At 70.3% G+C, this 16,181-nt stretch carries 17 protein-coding genes and 3 tRNA genes; 13 read left to right on the forward strand and 7 right to left on the reverse strand.

Annotation, left to right across the window (positions count from 1 at the left end):
- From ACFHWS_RS14880 to ACFHWS_RS14890, 3 genes are all read right to left on the reverse strand, one after another.
- Positions 1–1,837: ATP-binding protein (locus ACFHWS_RS14880; RefSeq protein ID WP_416568378.1), on the reverse strand; the 1,837-nt coding region annotated here is incomplete at its 3' end.
- Between the two features lie 2 nt (positions 1,838–1,839).
- Positions 1,840–2,229 carry a hypothetical protein gene (locus ACFHWS_RS14885; protein WP_416568379.1) on the reverse strand — a complete coding sequence of 130 codons (390 nt, stop codon included), beginning with the start codon at positions 2,227–2,229 and terminating at the stop codon, positions 1,840–1,842.
- Positions 2,230–2,443: 214 nt separating this feature from the next.
- The gene (locus tag ACFHWS_RS14890) at positions 2,444–2,683 is read right to left on the reverse strand and encodes a winged helix-turn-helix domain-containing protein (RefSeq protein ID WP_416568380.1); all 240 of its coding nucleotides are present in this window, start codon (positions 2,681–2,683) and stop codon (positions 2,444–2,446) included.
- Positions 2,684–3,106: 423 nt separating this feature from the next.
- Here ACFHWS_RS14890 and ACFHWS_RS14895 point away from each other — a divergent pair, with 423 nt between their 5' ends.
- From ACFHWS_RS14895 to ACFHWS_RS14925, 7 genes are all read left to right on the forward strand, one after another.
- The gene (locus tag ACFHWS_RS14895) at positions 3,107–4,000 is read left to right on the forward strand and encodes an ABC transporter substrate-binding protein (RefSeq protein WP_416568381.1); all 894 of its coding nucleotides are present in this window, start codon (positions 3,107–3,109) and stop codon (positions 3,998–4,000) included.
- A complete protein-coding gene (locus ACFHWS_RS14900) occupies positions 3,997–4,806 on the forward strand; it encodes an ABC transporter permease (protein WP_416568382.1) in 810 nt (269 codons plus the stop codon). The genes ACFHWS_RS14895 and ACFHWS_RS14900 overlap by 4 nt, the downstream gene beginning before the upstream one ends.
- Positions 4,807–4,882: 76 nt before the next feature.
- On the forward strand, positions 4,883–5,695 hold the full coding sequence (locus ACFHWS_RS14905; RefSeq protein WP_416555657.1) for a class I SAM-dependent methyltransferase: 813 nt from the start codon (positions 4,883–4,885) through the stop codon (positions 5,693–5,695).
- 69 nt (positions 5,696–5,764) lie between these two features.
- Entirely contained in the window at positions 5,765–5,944 is a 180-nt protein-coding gene (locus ACFHWS_RS14910) for a hypothetical protein (RefSeq protein ID WP_416568383.1), read from the forward strand.
- 16 nt (positions 5,945–5,960) lie between these two features.
- Positions 5,961–6,161: a hypothetical protein gene (locus ACFHWS_RS14915; protein WP_416555661.1), complete on the forward strand. Its 201-nt coding sequence runs from the start codon at positions 5,961–5,963 to the stop codon at positions 6,159–6,161.
- Entirely contained in the window at positions 6,118–6,372 is a 255-nt protein-coding gene (locus ACFHWS_RS14920) for a hypothetical protein (protein ID WP_416568384.1), read from the forward strand. Before ACFHWS_RS14915 ends, ACFHWS_RS14920 begins: the two co-directional genes overlap by 44 nt.
- Positions 6,369–7,232: a hypothetical protein gene (locus ACFHWS_RS14925; protein ID WP_416555665.1), complete on the forward strand. Its 864-nt coding sequence runs from the start codon at positions 6,369–6,371 to the stop codon at positions 7,230–7,232. The genes ACFHWS_RS14920 and ACFHWS_RS14925 overlap by 4 nt, the downstream gene beginning before the upstream one ends.
- A 285-nt stretch (positions 7,233–7,517) precedes the next feature.
- Here ACFHWS_RS14925 and ACFHWS_RS14930 read toward each other — a convergent pair.
- From ACFHWS_RS14930 to ACFHWS_RS14940, 3 genes are all read right to left on the reverse strand, one after another.
- Positions 7,518–7,592, reverse strand: a tRNA-Val gene (locus ACFHWS_RS14930).
- Between the two features lie 11 nt (positions 7,593–7,603).
- Positions 7,604–7,674, reverse strand: a tRNA-Cys gene (locus ACFHWS_RS14935).
- Positions 7,675–7,709: 35 nt separating this feature from the next.
- Positions 7,710–7,782, reverse strand: a tRNA-Gly gene (locus ACFHWS_RS14940).
- 255 nt (positions 7,783–8,037) lie between these two features.
- On the opposite strand from ACFHWS_RS14940, the gene ACFHWS_RS14945 reads away from it, so the two are divergent.
- The 6 genes from ACFHWS_RS14945 (at position 8,038) to ACFHWS_RS14970 (ending at position 15,146) form a co-directional block, all read left to right on the forward strand.
- On the forward strand, positions 8,038–8,640 hold the full coding sequence (locus ACFHWS_RS14945; protein WP_278168229.1) for a TetR/AcrR family transcriptional regulator: 603 nt from the start codon (positions 8,038–8,040) through the stop codon (positions 8,638–8,640).
- Between the two features lie 202 nt (positions 8,641–8,842).
- Positions 8,843–9,886 (forward strand): LacI family DNA-binding transcriptional regulator, encoded by a 1,044-nt coding sequence (locus tag ACFHWS_RS14950; protein WP_416568385.1) that lies wholly within the window; start codon positions 8,843–8,845, stop codon positions 9,884–9,886.
- 50 nt (positions 9,887–9,936) lie between these two features.
- Positions 9,937–10,410 (forward strand): L-rhamnose mutarotase, encoded by a 474-nt coding sequence (locus ACFHWS_RS14955; RefSeq protein WP_416568386.1) that lies wholly within the window; start codon positions 9,937–9,939, stop codon positions 10,408–10,410.
- Entirely contained in the window at positions 10,407–11,567 is a 1,161-nt protein-coding gene (gene rhaI, locus ACFHWS_RS14960) for an L-rhamnose isomerase (RefSeq protein ID WP_416568387.1), read from the forward strand. Before ACFHWS_RS14955 ends, rhaI begins: the two co-directional genes overlap by 4 nt.
- A 1-nt stretch (position 11,568) precedes the next feature.
- A complete protein-coding gene (locus ACFHWS_RS14965) occupies positions 11,569–13,668 on the forward strand; it encodes a bifunctional aldolase/short-chain dehydrogenase (protein ID WP_416555673.1) in 2,100 nt (699 codons plus the stop codon).
- A complete protein-coding gene (locus tag ACFHWS_RS14970; RefSeq protein WP_416568388.1) occupies positions 13,665–15,146 on the forward strand; it encodes a rhamnulokinase in 1,482 nt (493 codons plus the stop codon). The genes ACFHWS_RS14965 and ACFHWS_RS14970 overlap by 4 nt, the downstream gene beginning before the upstream one ends.
- On the opposite strand, the gene ACFHWS_RS14975 is transcribed toward ACFHWS_RS14970, so the two are convergent.
- A complete protein-coding gene (locus tag ACFHWS_RS14975; protein WP_416568389.1) occupies positions 15,069–16,103 on the reverse strand; it encodes a hypothetical protein in 1,035 nt (344 codons plus the stop codon). The two genes, ACFHWS_RS14970 and ACFHWS_RS14975, sit on opposite strands and share 78 nt — an antisense overlap.
- Positions 16,104–16,181: the final 78 nt, after the last annotated feature.

Here is a 16,181-nt window from a genome sequence, read left to right on the forward strand (position 1 = left end):
TGCGGGCATCGCTGGTGTTCCTCCCAGGTTTCGATGTCTCCATCAAACCCGGTGCGGGACACCCATCCAGGCCCGGCAACACCGCTACTGACATCACTTCGTTCGTACGACGCGCGAGGATACGATGAGTGGTCCCCGACCATATGGCGGTCTGCACATGCCAGGGCCGTGCAGAGTGGTCGACGGTGAGGGCGTCTGCCAAGCGAGTTGATCTGGTCTTGCGAGCCCAGACGTGCAGCCACCACGCCCGCTTCTCGTCGGACCAGCCGTTCCACTCGCTGGTAGCGGCGCTTTCCATGGCCGCAGCTGCAGTGACAGCGTCGCGGGTGTCGAGGGTGTGTCGATGCGCCAGGATCTGGCCAGGCGGGCAGGACAGCAGGAATCCGGGATCGGCCATCAACTCGTCGAGTATTTTGGCGATGGCAGCGTGTCCGGGCAGTCGTAGGCGGGTGTAGTCGTCGATGCCGGACCAGTCGCGTCGACCGGTATCAGCGTTGGTGGGCGGGGTCAGCCAGGTCGTGATCGCCCGATGCGCGGTCTGCCAGGCGGCGTGCAACTCGTCGGTCAGCCCGCCGTCGATCGGTTCCTCGTTTCCGCCGTCCGAGGCGGCGGTGAACAGGTCACGCAGGCTCTGGTGGCGGACCCGGTAGTGGCGGTGGCGGTCCGGGCCGCTGATCACGTCGAGGAACGCGCGGGCTGGCCCGTCCAGCCACGCCGCCAAGTCGCTGGTGGCGTCCGGCCTGTTCAGCACGGTGGCGAGGTCGTTGCCGTCGATCGGGCGGCCGAGGGCGGCGAGCACCGCCAGCGCGGGCAGGTGCAGCGAGCGCCAGTCAGGATGGGTAGCCCATCGCTGCTGGATCTGCAGCTCGTAGTAGCCGCGCAGACCATCCGGCAGGCACACCACATCGTTCGGCGGACGCAGGCCAGCGCGTACCTCGTCGAGCACATACCGCAAGTAGATCCACACTCCGCGGCAGCGGTCGAGCAGCGTCGCGACGAACGTCGTCGCAGGGACCCGATGCTCGGTCAGCACGGTGGTCAGCGCCGGATCCGGGGTCGGACCTGTGGTCGCGGCGTGCAGGTAGGCGACCATATCGGCTAGGTTGTCGGCGCCCTCCACCTCGATCTGCGACCAGCCGACCCGCAACGGGTCCCGCAGTGCGACCAGAGGGAGGCCATACCGGCTGGTCGCCACGATGTATGCCCCAGCTGGCAGAGCATCCGGGGTCGGCAGGCCGAGTGGAATCCCGGTACCCATGCCTGGCGGATCCGCCTCGGCCTCGTCCAACCCGTCGACGACCAGCACCAGCGGCCGGCGCTCGGCCGGCGCGAACCGCTCATCACGGGCCGCCATCGCCGCCCGGATGACCTTGGCCAGCCAGTCTGGCCGCTGCGCAGCCGCCGGGAACACGTCTCCCGGGGCGAACCTGTCCGCCAGATCCCACGCACCGATCAACTGGGCGGCCAGGCTCTTGCGTGCCTCGATTGGGTTGCGCGCTCCGCCGTCGAGCCGAGTGAAGTGGTGAGCGCACGGCCGCGTCCACACCAGATGCGCGGCCAGCGCGCTCTTGCCGACCCCGGCTTCGCCTCGCACCACCACATACCCACGGTCGGTGGCGGCGATCCGTTCATCGATTTGAGCGATTAGGCCGGCGCGGCCTTGAAACCGGGCGAAATCCAGCTGCTCGTACAACGGTGTCGGATCAAAGATCGCGTCATTCAGCCGGTCGAACCGGCCCACCGTGACCTGCACGTACGTCGGTCCGGTATGCACCGTCCCGGTGATGTCCCGGCCAGCGGCGACCGCGCCCGGGGCCAACTGCCATCTCGGTCCCACCGTTACTGAACCGGTCCCTGCTGTCGCGACGACCGGGCTCTGCCGCCGGTGGTGTCGATGTCCGCTCCTCCGGTGATGTCCCGGCCAGCGACCACCGCGCCCGGAGCGATCCCGGACTGCGGCATAAGCTCATCACCAGCCGTAGTGGACGGATTGGTCCGGACCCGGCCGCCGAGGTCCCGACCAGCGACCACCGCACCAGCACCGACTCGCCGGTGTGATTCCGACACTCCTCCGGCCAGCCAGCCCGCTACCAACGCCCCGACCAGTGTCAACACCCCTGCCGCGAGCCACCACTGCCAGCCGCCCTGCAACCTGTTGATCACCGCGCTGTTCGCGGCGGCGAGCACCACCGCGATGCCTGCGGCCCAGGCAACTCGCCGACCAGACATGCACTCACCTCGTGGTCACCAGAAGCGTCGGACCTGATACCGGGAGTCAGATCGTAGTCGGTGCGAGCAACCTCCGCTGGAGCACCCGACCTGGCCCAGCAGGCACCGAGCGGCCGGAAGGTCGAGTGTCACCGGTCAGCGAAGATGAGCGACGAGCTTTCGCGGCGCGATCCTTGCCGGTGCCGACTACACAACCGCAGGTACCAGTCCCTGGTCAGCTCGGCGCGTTGCTGACGTAGACGCCTCGCCCTTGGTGGCCTTGGAGGATGCCGCGTTCCTGGAGGCGCGCGAGGGCCTGGCGGACGGTCGGTGCCGAGCATTCGTACTGTTCGCCGAGCTCCGCTGTGGATGGGATCTTGTCCCCGGGTTTGAGGTCGCCGGTGGCGATGGCGGTCTCGATGTCGCGCATGATCCGCCGGAAGACCGGCTCTGCGGGCTGGGAGGGGGTCGGCACGGCAGGCTCCTCGCGTAGGTGAAGCCATCGCATCACGCCTGACCTGTGTTAGCAAGTAAGCCAAGTGTTCAGTATTGACTTGTCTTACTTAGCAACCTAAGTTTTCGGTCTGGTTGAGGTGCCACCTCGCGTAGGAGCTGAGGCGGAACACCTCAGCCGCGGCCTGCCCTCCCATGCCTGGGCGTCCCCCGTCGTCGAGGACGGGAGGGCAGGCCATCCCGCTCTGCCCGCTGCGGCTTCCTGGCGTCCGCGCCCTTCATTCATCCCGACATGTATTACTAAGTAAGTGAGGTTCTGATGGTGCGTACGATCACCCGTCGCCGGCTACTCGCCGGTGGGGCCGTTGTCGCGGCTGGGGCAGCTGCCTCGGCTTGCGGTAGCCAACCCGCTCCCGGCCCCGCGTCAGCGCAGACGGTCAGAGTGTTGACGGGTGCGGGGTTCCAGGGGCGGGAGGCTCCGCTGCTGGTGGCGCGGGCGCAGGGCTGGTTCCGTGACGAGGGCCTGGCCGTGGAGGTGCTGCCGGGCAAGGGGTCGGGCGAGAACCTGAAGCTGCTGGCAGCCGGACGGGTCGACGTGGCGACGCTGGACGTGAGCGCCGCGATTATCGAGGCCAGCACGCCCGGCGGCGTCAGGGATTTCCGGCTGACGTCGGTGCTGCACCAGCGGAACCTGGCGTGTTTCGTCGCGTTGGCGTCGTCGGGCATTCGCACGCCAAGTGACCTGGCGGGGCGGCGGTTGTCGTACCTGCCGGGCGGCATCAACCACGTGCTGTTCCCGACGTACGCGCAGCTGGCCGGCTTCGACCCCTCGGGTGTGCAGTGGGTGAGCAACCCGGTGCCGACCCAGCACGCGGCCCTGCTCGCCGAAGGAAAAGTCGACGCCATCTCGCAGTTCGTGCCCGCAGTCGAGTTGGTGCGGTCCGTCGCGAAGCAGGACCTGTCGGTGCTGCCGTTCGCCGACTGGATCGGTGACCTGCACGGCTCGGCGATGGCCGTCTCCACAGCGACCGCGACCAACCGTGCCGACGTGGTCCGCCGATTCAACCGGGCACTGCTACGCGGCCTGGACTACTGCATGAGCCACCCCGACCAGGCCGGCAAGGCGTATGCGTCTCAGCCGGAGACGCAGGGCCAGCAGGCCCACCTCGCCGCCGCCGAGCTGACCGCGCTACGCGGCTACGTCACCCCGGCAGAAGGACGCCTCGGTCACTTCGACGAGGCGAGGGTGGCCCGTAACATCGCGATCCTGCACGGTGCCGGTGCCATACCCGCTGGGCTGGTGCCGTCGGACATCATCGCCCCGGAACTTGTCCCATGAACCGGCCCACGCCGCCGACGCCGAGTCTCGCCTCGGCTGTCACCGCGCGGCTGTGGATGGTAGTCGCGGGAGCCTGCCCGCCGGTTCTCGGTGTGGCCGGGCTGGTCGCCATCTGGTGGGCCGCCGTCGAGGTGTCCGGCGTGGCCGACTATGTTGTGCCACCGCCATTCGCGGTCGCCGCCGTGATCCGCGACCAGCCCGGCTACCTGCTCCACCACGCCGCCGTCACCCTCACCACAGCGATGGCCGGCTACACGCTCGCCGCCGTCACGGCGATGATGCTCGGCATTGTCCTGGCGATGTCCCGGCCACTGGCTCGGGCGCTCACCCCGGCTCTGCTGGTCCTCAGTGTGCTACCGAAACCCGCCCTGGTGCCGGTGCTGATCATCGCCCTCGGCTTCGGCGCAGGGCCGAAGATCGTCCTGGTCTGGCTGATGTGCTTCCTGCCGATCGCCCTCGCGACCGCCACCGGCCTGACGTCCACCCCGGCGGATCTGGTCGAGCTGGCCCGATCCCTGACCGCGTCCCGCTGGCAGACGTTCGTCAAGGTCCGGCTGCCGGCCGCGCTACCGCACCTGTGCTCCGGGCTGCGGATCGCGTTACCCCTCGCCCTGATCGGCGCCGTCGTGTCGGAGTTGTTCGGCGGGCTCGCCGGGCTCGGCGTCGTCATCCAGAACGCCGGCACCCGCGCCGACATGGCCTTCGCCGCCATCACGGTCCTCGCCGCCATGAGCACCGCGATGTACGGGCTCCTCACCGCCGCCTGCGCCAGGGCAGCGCCGTGGATCCGCCACACGACCGCCTAACCCCCCGGGCAGGCGCGCATCCGAACCGCCGGGTCCAGGCCATGCCCGGTGACCCTTATGTCTGAAGGAGACAGCTGTGACCACGTCCACCTACCTGTTCGGCGACGCCCCACCTGACACCCGCGACGACAACGCGGTCATGCTCGACGCCCTGGCCGGCATGCTCGACCCGTTCTCCCGGTGGCAGCTGCGCCGGGTCGGAGTCCGCGCCGACGCCCGATGCCTCGTCGTCGCCGTCGGAGCCAGCTGCATCGCCGCGACCCTCGCCGAGATGGCCCCGCACGGCGACGTCACCGCCACCGACATCGACCTCACCCCGAGCCGCCGGCACCCCCGCGTCCGGCTGATCCGCCACAACATCGTCACCGACCCGTTGCCCGACGACGGCTACGACCTCATCCACGTCCGGCTCCTCCTGGCACATCTACCAGCAGACCAGCGCACCGCCGTGCTCACCCGACTCGTCGACGCACTCACCCCCGGCGGAATGCTCATCGTCGAGGAGTTCGAACCCACCTGGCGCAGCTCCGTGCTGTCCGCCCCTGACCCCGACGAAGCCGACCGGCTCTTCGCCGCCTACCACCGGGCGTTCGGGGCTGTGCTCACCGGCTCCGGCAACGACCTGACGTGGGGTCGCCGCGCGCACCATGCGATGCGCGCCCTCGGCCTGCACGTCGACACGACCGGCCACACCGGTACGTGGACCGGCGGGCAACCCGGCTGCCTCCTGCCCTACGCCACCGCCGGGGTGATCCGCGACCGGCTCACCGCCGCCGGCATGACCCCCGACGACATCGACGCCTTCCGTCGGCTGCTGCTCCACCCGGACCTAGTGGTCAAAGGCAACCTCGCTCTGTCCCACGTCGGCCGCGCTCCCGCCGGGAGCTGACGTGGCCGCCGAGTACAGCCTCGACACCACCGCCACCGCACCGCCCGCCGATGCGCTGAAGGCGAACCGGTGACTACCCCTGCCGCCGTCGCGGTCGGCATCATCCTGCTCGCCATTGCCATCCTCAACGCCGGTGACAGCGTGGCCTGGGCCTACGCCAAGTACCGGGCCCGCAGGCTCCTCACCGCCGGACTCCTCGTCCTCACCGCCGTCATCATCCTGCACCACCACACCGGCGAACCCGAATGAGCCCTACCCACGCTGCATGCACACAAGCCCCGAAGACGACGCGACCCTCGTCCACGACGGACAGATCGTCCTGCGCCAGCGCGACGGCCACATCGCCATCAACACCGACTGGCCCGGCTGGCACGAAATCCCGACCCTCCACTGGTACCGCGACGGATTCCTTGGACAGAGCCATGCCGACCAGCGCCACCTTCCGCGGCGAAACCCTCAATCGTGAGCAGTTCATCGACCTGCTCACCCGACGCCGCACCAATCCCGTCAGCGTCCGCCTCGGTGAGCATTACCTCGTCGGGGTCGTCAACGTTGCCTACGACCCCGGACACGACGAGATCGTGCTCGAGCTGGACCCCATCGCCCTGTCCGACATCCTCACCATCCTCGCCACCGACCGCGCCCACCTACCCGTACCGAGGACACCCAGCGCATGATCCCCTACCTCCGACTCACCACCGGCCACCGGCGACGCCTCGTCCTCCAGACGCCGATCAGCTCATACCGCCACCCCGACAGCGGGCAGCGAATCGTCGTCGTCGCCACGCACCACTACGCCGAGCCCGCCTACTACCGAGGGCTCCTGCACGACATCGACTGCTACCAACAAGACGGATACGTCGTCCATTACGAGAACGCCCAGTACGAGACACCCGGCGACGAACCCACCCAGGCAGAGCAGGCCGTCCTCGACGACCTCAACGCCCTACGCGACCTCGAAAGCGTCCGGATGGCCCCTCTCGGCTGGGTACGCCAACCCAGCTTGCTCCACCACCCCACCTGGCAGCGAAAAGATCTCACTGACCTTGACGTCATCCGTCAGGCCGGCACCGACGCCATGACCCGCTACCTCACCACCCGACGCGCCCTGTTCGACTGGCCCGACCAGCAGGTCTGGCAACTCAGCCGCGTCTACGCCTTCTTCGCCCTCAGTACCCGCTTGATCGCCTCCTCTGCGGCGAAGAACACCGTTCCCCGACCCCACCACGACCCCCGCATGCGGGCCGTGGCCCAGGTTCTCACCGACACCCGCACCGCCCTCGCCCTCGACGCCGCCGTGACGACCACCGAAGACACCGTCATGATCTGGGGCGCAGCCCACCTCCCCGGCATCCATACCGGGCTCACCGCCGCCGGGCACCACCTCGACGGCGACTCACAATGGCGCACCGTCGGCTACCTTCCCTCGATCGCCGCCTCCGCCCTGCGCTACCTCCTCCGACAACCACCCGCCGTGCACCCGCGCTACCACCACGCCACGCCTGCCGCGCCCCTCGGCCCCGCGTCCACCAAGTGAGTCATCCAGGCCCGAGCCCTGACTCAGGCCGCGTCCAGTCCGGGACCCGAGATCAGCCGTGTTCAAGACCAGTAGCCTGCTGTGGGCGGCGCGGGACCATGTCGATCTCCCGCAAGAGTCGACCGCGCCGCCCACTACCCGAGCAGGACAACGGGTCAACGGAAGCTGTCACTCCCGAAGAGCGGTCCCGCTCCCCCTGTGGACCGACTCCAGGTAAGGGCCGGGACAGCAGTAGGGCCCGTTACCGGATGTCCGGCAACGGGCCCTGTGACGTGCTCGTACAGCTGGTGGGCGATACTGGGTTTGAACCAGTGACCTCTTCCGTGTCAAGGAAGCGCGCTCCCACTGCGCCAATCGCCCTCGTTGTGACGAGGTGGAGACGGGATTTGAACCCGTGTACACGGCTTTGCAGGCCGTTGCCTCGCCTCTCGGCCACTCCACCGAGGTTGCCCCCGACGTGCTGTGGTGGCATCTCCGAGCGGACGACGGGACTCGAACCCGCGACCCTCACCTTGGCAAGGTGATGCGCTACCAACTGCGCTACGTCCGCTTGTCTCAGCTGGCCTTCCCGCCCTCGGGCGTTCCTGCCAACGGATGAGAACTTTAGCCCAGCCGTCGCGAGAGTGCCAACTCGGGGGGTGGCCGGGCGCGCCCACGGCAGGATACCCGACAAAGTTCACATATCCCGCCACCAGCCTCCGGGCACCGTGAAATCGATTCGCCTTACCTGATCCCGGCTCCTTCCTGAGTCAGGAAATTGACTGGTAACTCATCGTATCGATGATAGTGCGTTACCGTGTTCGCCGTGACAAGACGTTCGGCCGAAGTACGCCTTGACTCGCTGCTGCGCACCGCCTGTGAGGTGATCGTGGAGCGTGGCCTGGCCAACACCCGCACCGCAGACGTGGCGGAAGCCGCCGGGGTGAGTCAGGCGCTGGTCTTCTACCATTTCTCCACCAAGGACCGGCTGCTCGCCGAGGCGTTCGCGTACGCCGCCGAGCAGGACCTGGCCCGACTCGACACGGTCGTCCGGTCGTCCGCCGAGCCGCTGGAGAAACTGAAGAAGATCATTCGGCTGTACGCCCCGACCGGCAAGTCCAAGGCGTGGACGCTATGGATCGACGGTTGGTCGGAGTCGCTGCGTACCCCCGCCTTGAACCGGGTGTGCCGCAACCTCGACCTGCGTTGGAAAGAGGCCCTGATCAAGGTAATCGCCACCGGGTGTGCCGACGGCACCTTCCAGTGTCCGGACCCGAAGGGCGCGGCTTGGCGGATCAACGCGCTGATCGACGGTCTGGCGGTGCAGGCCGCGATGCACGACCGGGTGGTTTCCCGCCGGCAGCTCACCGAGTGGATCCGGTTGGCCGTGGCGCGCGAGATCGGCCGCAAGCCGGAGGAGCTGGCCTGATCGTCGCCGCGTCGAAACGGTTCAAACCGCCGCTTGGCCCGCTGGGCGGGCGACTCGGCCTGCTCGGGACCGGTGGTTACGGCAACCGGCGTCCGGCCGACCTGCCACTGTCCGGCGACGACCGGTAGGCGGATAATCGCCCCGGGAGCGGCCCGGACCTACCACCGGTGACCGCGCGCCGCCCACGGAGAAGGAGGCCTGGGTGCCGGGAGCAGGGATCAGCATCCGGGACGTCGCCTCGCGGGCCGGCGTCTCCGTCGGCACGGTGTCGAACGTGCTCAACCGGCCGGACATCGTCGCGGTCGGCACCCGGTCCCGGGTGCTCGCCGCGATCAACGAACTCGGCTTCGTCCCCAACGACGCGGCCCGACAACTACGCCGGGGCCGGGGCCGCACGTTGGGCCTGGTGGTGCTGGACGTGGCCAACCCGTTCTTCACCGACGTGGCCCGGGGCGTCGAGGACGCCACCAGCGGTGCCGGCATGCCGGTGATCTTCTGCAACAGCGACGGCGACGCCGGCAAGGAGAGCGCCTACCTGGACCTGCTGGAGGAGCAGCGGGTGCAGGGGGTGCTGATCACCCCGGTCGACGACGCCAGCGACCGGCTGCTGCGGCTGCGCGATCGCGGCGTACTGGTGATTCTGCTGGACCGGCGGTCCCGCCGGCCGGACCTCTGCTCGGTCTCGGTCGACGACCGGCTCGGCGGCGAGCTGGCCCTGCGTCATCTGATCGACGCCGGGCACCGACGGATCGCGTACGTCGGCGGGCCCGGGCATCTGGAACAGGTCCGGGACCGGTACGCCGGGGCGCTCCGGGCGCTGACCGAGGCCGGACTCGACGAACGGCAGCTGCGCCGGTTCGATACGCCGAGCCTGACGGTGGCCGCCGGGCGGGACGCCGCCGCACGAATGCTCGGTGTGCCCCGCACCTCCCGGGTGACCGCCGTGTTCTGCGCCAACGACCTGCTGGCCCTCGGGGTCCTGCAGGGGCTGACTCGTCAGCAGGTACGGGTACCCGAGGACATCGCGCTGGTCGGCTACGACGACATCGAGTTCGCCGCGGCGGCGGCGGTGCCGCTGTCCTCGGTACGCCAGCCCCGGCAGCGGCTCGGGCAGACCGCGGCGGCTCTGCTGCTGGAGGAGGCGGCCAGCCCGGACTCGCACCGCCACCGCCAGGTGGTCTTCGAGCCGGAGCTGGTGGTCCGCGAGTCCAGTCAGGATACTCGCGGCACCCGATTGGGCGGCTGATCCACGACCTTGACAGCCCGGTTTGGTCGCTCGTATGTTTGGGTCGGCTGTTGAAACGGTTCATCCGGGAGGTGCCGGTGCGGCGGTACTGCTTCGTGCTGCGGGTCCGACCGGATCGACTGGCTGAGTACCGGGCCCGGCACGCGGCCGTCTGGCCGGAGATGCTGCATGCACTGCGCGCCGCCGGCTGGCATGACTACGCACTCTTCCTGCACCCCGACGGCCTGCTGGTCGGCCATGTCCGGGCTGACGATCTGGCCGCCGCGCAGGCGGCGATGGCCCGCACCGAGGTCAACGCCCGGTGGCAGGCCGAGATGGCACCGTTCTTCACCGAACTGGGCGGCCGGCGCCCCGACGAGGGTTTCGTCCTGCTCGAGGAGATCTTCGACCTCGACGAGCAACTCGCCGCGCTCGACGGCCCGCGCCCTGGCGATGCCCGATCGCCGCGGCTGGGCCGGCCGCTGCCAGCCCAGCCGCCACGACCGGCAGAAGACCCGACTTCGTACCAGAAACGAGTGATATGATCCGCCGGATCAAGGACGCGCTCCGGGAACAGCGAATTGAGGTGCCGTCCTGGGCGTACGGCAACTCGGGCACCCGGTTCAAGGTGTTCGGCCAGCCCGGGGTGCCCCGTACCCCCGAGGAGAAGATCGCCGACGCGGCCCAGGTGCACGCGGTCACCGGCATCGCCCCCACGGTCTCACTGCACATCCCGTGGGACCGGGTCGACGACTACGCCCAGCTCGCCCGGCACGCCGCCGACCTGGGGGTACGGATCGGCACCATCAACGCCAACGTCTTCTCCGACGACGACTACCGCCTCGGCAGCGTCACCAATCCCGACCCCCGGATCCGGCGCAAGGCCGTCGCTCACCTGCTCGACTGTGTCGACGTGATGGACGCCACCGGGTCGACCGACCTGAAGCTGTGGTTCGCCGACGGCACCAACTACCCGGGCCAGGACAGTATTCGTGTCCGGCAGGACCGGCTCGCCGAGGCGCTCGACGTCACCTACGCCCGGCTCGGCGAGCATCAGCGGCTGCTGCTGGAGTACAAGCTGTTCGAGCCGGCCTTCTACACCACCGACGTGCCGGACTGGGGCACCGCGTACGCGCACTGCCTGCGACTCGGCGAGCGGGCCCAGGTGGTGATCGACACCGGCCACCACGCCCCGGGCACCAACATCGAGTTCATCGTGGCATTCCTGCTGCGGGCCGGGCGGCTCGGCGCCTTCGACTTCAACTCCCGGTTCTACGCCGACGACGATCTAATGGTCGGCGCCGCCGACCCGTTCCAGCTCTTCCGGATCATGTTCGAGATCGTCTCGGCGGACGCGCTGCGGCCGGCCAGCGGCATCAACTTCATGCTCGACCAGTGCCACAACATCGAGCCGAAGATCCCCGGCCAGATCCGGTCCGTCCTCAACGTCCAGGAGGCCACCGCCAAGGCGCTGCTGGTCGACACGGCGGCACTGGCCGTCGCGCAGTCCACCGGGGACGTGCTGGGCGCCAACGCCGTGCTGATGGACGCCTATCACACCGACGTACGGCCGTTGCTCCGCGAGCTACGCGCCGAGCAGGGGCTGGACCCGGATCCGATGGCCGCCTACGCCCGCAGCGGGTACGCCGAACGGATCGTCGCCGAACGGGCCGACGGCCAGCCGGCCGGTTGGGGGGCCTGACATGGCCGGACAGCCACAGACCGACCGACAGCCACAGACCGCCGGGCATCCCGAGGTCGCCGCGCTGCTGGCCCGCGGCCACCGGCTGGGCGCTGACCGGCGGACCACGAACTACGGTGGCGGCAACATCTCCGTCAAGGCCACCGCCGACGACCCGGTTACCGGCGACCCGGTCGAGCTGATGTGGGTCAAGGGTTCCGGCGGCGACATCGGCACGTTGACCGACGCCGGGCTGGCGGTGCTGCGGGTCGACCGCCTGCACGAGCTGGCCGGACGCTACCTGGGCCGGCGACACGGCAAGCCGGTCGGGCCGCGACGTGAGGACGAGATGGTGCCGGCGCTCGACTACTGCCTGCACGGTCGGGGCGGCGCGGCCCCGTCGATCGACACCGCGATGCACGGCCTGATCGACGCCGCCCACGTCGACCACCTGCACCCGGAGGCCGGGCTGGCCTTCGCCACGGCGGCTGACGGGCCCGAGCTGACCCGGCGCTGCTTCGGCGACCGGGTGCTGTGGGTGCCGTGGCGGCGGCCCGGCTTCCAGTTGGGCGTCGACATCGCCGCACTTGCCCGGGACAATCCGCAGGCGATCGGCGTGATCCTCGGCGGGCACGGGATCACCGCGTGGGGGGCGACCAGCGACGAGTGCGAAGCCCGGTCAATGGAGATCATCTCCAGCATCGACCGGTTCCTGGCCGAACACGGCCGGCCGGAGCCGTTCGGGCCGGTCCGGGACGGGTACGCGGCGCTCGCCGCCGACCAACGGGCCGCCCGCGCCGCCGCGCTCGCCCCGCTGATCCGTGGCCTGGTCAGCACCGACGGCCGGCAGGTCGGCCAGTTCAGCGACGACTCGGTGGTGCTGGACTTCCTGTCCCGTAGGGCGCTCCCCCGGCTGGCCGAGCTCGGTACCTCCTGCCCGGACCACTTCCTCCGGACCCGGGTCCGGCCTCTGCTGCTGGACCTGCCGGCGGACACCCCGCTGGCCGAGGTCCGCGACCGGCTCGGTGAGCTGCACCAGCGGTACCGGGACGCCTACCGGGCCTACTACCAACGGCACGCCGGACCGGACTCGCCGCCGATGCGCGGTGCCGATCCGACGATCGTGCTGGTGCCGGGGGTCGGCATGTTCAGCTACGGGCGGGACGCCGCGACGGCCCGGATCGCCGGCGAGTACTACCGCAACGCGATCGAGGCGATGCGCGGTGCCGAGGCGGTATCGATGTACACGCCAATCGACGAGGCGGAAAAGTTCCGCATCGAATACTGGGCGCTGGAAGAGGCGAAGCTGCGCCGGCTGCCGGCGTCCCGGCCGTTGGCTGGACGGGTCGCGCTGGTCACCGGCGGCGGGTCGGGCATCGGCGCGGCCACCGCCCGCCGGTTGGCCGGCGAGGGCGCCAGCGTGGTCGTCGCCGACCGCGACGGCGCGGCCGCCGCCGAGGTGGCCGGCAGGATCGGCGGGCCGGACCGGGCGGTCGCGGTCACCGTGGATGTCACCGACGCCAATGCGGTCGAGGCGGCACTGGCCCGTGCCGCGCTGGTCTTCGGTGGGGTCGACCTGGTCGTCAACAACGCCGGGTTGTCGCTGTCCCGGCCGCTGCTGGAAACCACCGACGACGACTGGGACCGGCAGCACCGGGTGATGGCACGCGGGTCGTTCCTGGTGTCCCGGGCCGCCGCCCGGATCATGGTCGACCAGGGTATCGGCGGCGATATCATCTACGTGGTCAGCAAGAACTCGGTGTTCGCCGGGCCGGAGAACGTCGCGTACGGCGCGGCAAAGGCGGATCAGGCGCACCAGGTGCGGCTGCTCGCCGCCGAACTGGGCGCACACGGCATCCGGGTGAACGGCGTCAACCCGGATGGCGTGGTCCGTGGCTCGGGGATCTTCGCCGCCGGCTGGGGTGCCCAGCGGGCCGCCATGTACGGCGTACCCGAGGCGGAGCTGGGCGCGTTCTACGCCCGCCGCACGCTGTTGAAGCGTGAGGTGCTGCCGGAGCACGTGGCGAACGCCGTCTTCGTGCTGGCCACCGACGACCTCTCCCACACCACCGGCACCCACCTGCCGGTCGACGCCGGCGTACCCGCTGCCTTCCTCCGGTGACCACCGACCGGGCGGCGGTGGCCGCCGTCGATCTCGGCGCGGCCAGCGGCCGGGTGATGCTCGGCGAGGTCGACCCGGACGGTGTCACGCTGACCGAGGTGCACCGGTTCGACAACGACGCGGTGCAGGTGGCCGGCACCCTGTACTGGGACGTACTGCGGCTGTACTCGCAGACCGTGACCGGGTTGCGGGCAGCGGTGGCCGGCCGGGCCGATCTGATGAGCATCGGCGTCGATTCGTGGGCGGTCGACTACGGGCTGTTGGACAGCGGGGGTGATCTGCTCGCCAACCCGGTGCACTACCGCGACCGGCGCACCGACGGGGTCGCCGACCGGGTGGTCGCCCGGCTCGGTGCCGACCGGCTTTACCGGACCACCGGCGTGCAGCAACTACCGTTCAACACACTGTTCCAGCTGGTCGCGGCCGCCGACACGCCGACGCTGGCGGCCGCCGACCGGCTGCTGATGATCCCCGACCTGCTCGCCTACTGGCTGACCGGGCAGGCCGGCACCGAGGTCACCAACGCCTCCACCACCCAGCTGCTCGACGTGCACACCCGCCGCTGGGCGACAGACGTGATCGCCGACGCCGGCATCCCGCAGCGGCTCTTCGGCCCGCTGCGCCGGCCGGGTGAGCCGGCCGGCGAACTGCGTCGTCAGGTACGGTCCGCGATCGGCGCCGACCGGCCGGTGCCGGTGACCACGGTCGGCTCGCACGACACCGCGTCGGCGGTGGTCGCCGTACCGGCGGTGGACGGATCGTTCGCGTTCATCTCGTGCGGCACCTGGTCGCTGGTCGGGCTCGAACTGGCCGCACCGGTGCTGTCGACGGCCAGCCGGGCGGCGAATTTCAGCAACGAGGCCGGCATCGACGGCACCGTACGGTATCTGCGTAACGTGATGGGTCTCTGGCTGCTGCAGGAATGCCTACGGCACTGGCGGGAGCGGGGCCGGCCGGTGGAGCTGGCGGCGGTACTCACGCAGGCCGCCCGCCAGCCGCCGCTCGCCGCGGTGGTCAACCCGGACGACCCGGTGTTCCTGCCACCCGGTGACATGCCGGCCCGGCTGGCCCGGACGTGCGCGGACACCGGTCAGCCGGTGCCGGACTCGCCCGCCGCCGTGGTCCGCTGCGTCGTCGACAGCCTCGCCCTCGCCCACCGGTCGGCGGTACGTCAGGCGGCCGAACTCGCCGACCACGAGGTGACCGTGGTGCATCTGGTCGGCGGCGGGGCCCGCAACGAACTGCTCTGCCAGCTCACCGCGGACGCCTGCCGGCTACCGGTGGTCGCCGGCCCGGTCGAGGCGACCGCGCTCGGCAACGTCGTGGTGCAGGCCCGAGCCGCCGGCACCGTCCGGGGCGGGCTCGCCGAGCTGCGGGCGTTGATCCGACGCGGTCGCCGGTTACGAACGTATCTGCCCACGGCGGCCGGCGCCGAAGCCTGGTCGGCGGCGGCCGCCCGGGTCGGTCTGCCGGCCTAAGCCGAAGCGACCTCTCCGGCCGGCCCGACTCGACGGGCTCCAGCCGCCGAACGGGGGTGCCTTGGCACCCACACCGGCGCCGGCGACGGCCGGCACCGCGTCGTCGGGGTCGGCGAGGCCGCGCATCAGCCGGGCCCGGACCCGCAGCAGCAAACCGAAGCCGACGAAGACCATCGCGCCACCGGCGATGAACCAGGCGACCGGGATACCGGAGGCATCGCCGGCCGGGATCGCGTCCACCGGCTGCGGTCCGCCACCGCCGACACCGGCCGGTGCGTCGCCGTCCGGCACTTCGGCCCCGGGTTGGCTGTCCACCGGCTCCTCGGCCGGTTCGGACGGCTCGGGATCCGGGCCACCCGGCTCGCCGACCACCGGCAGGGTCGCCGCGGTGTCGGCCAGCAGCTGTGTGTTCTCGTCGTACGCCTCGACGGTGAAGGTCACCTTGCCCTCGGCGTCGTCGGCGAAGCTGAACTGGTACTGCGCGGTGACCGTGCGGTCGGCGCAGAGGATGCCGGGATCGAGCTGCACGTCGGTCAGCCGCGCGTCGTCACCGTCGGTCTGCACGTCGACCGCGAACGCCGTGCCCTGCTCGACCCGGGCAGCCCGGATCTCGTCGAGGCCGACACCGTCCGAGCGCAGCACCAACGACCAGCGGACCTTCTCGCACTCGCCGCCGAGGTTCCGGCTGACCACCACGGTCATCTCGACTGTCCCGGCACCCGCGACCGCCTCGTCCGGCAGCTCGGTGACCTGCGCCCGGTAGCCGGCCTGGGCGAACGCCGGTGTCGCCGCGGTCAGCATCAGTCCGGCCACTGCGGCCAGCCCGACCCCGACCCGGACCGCGATTCGCCCCACCCAGCTCACCACCTTCTCCGGGTTGCCACCCGGCATCCGTACCGTGTCCACTGGCCACAGTACGGCCGTACCGCTGGACCGGACAGGGTCCGTTCTTCTCACCCAGTGCGAACTGAAACGGGTTAATTCACCACCTGTGGTGAACCGGTAACCGCTGGCCGCGACCAGCGCTCGCCGGAC

The organism is Micromonospora sp. LOL_013 (assembly GCF_048060315.1).
GTDB lineage: Bacteria > Actinomycetota > Actinomycetes > Mycobacteriales > Micromonosporaceae > Micromonospora_E.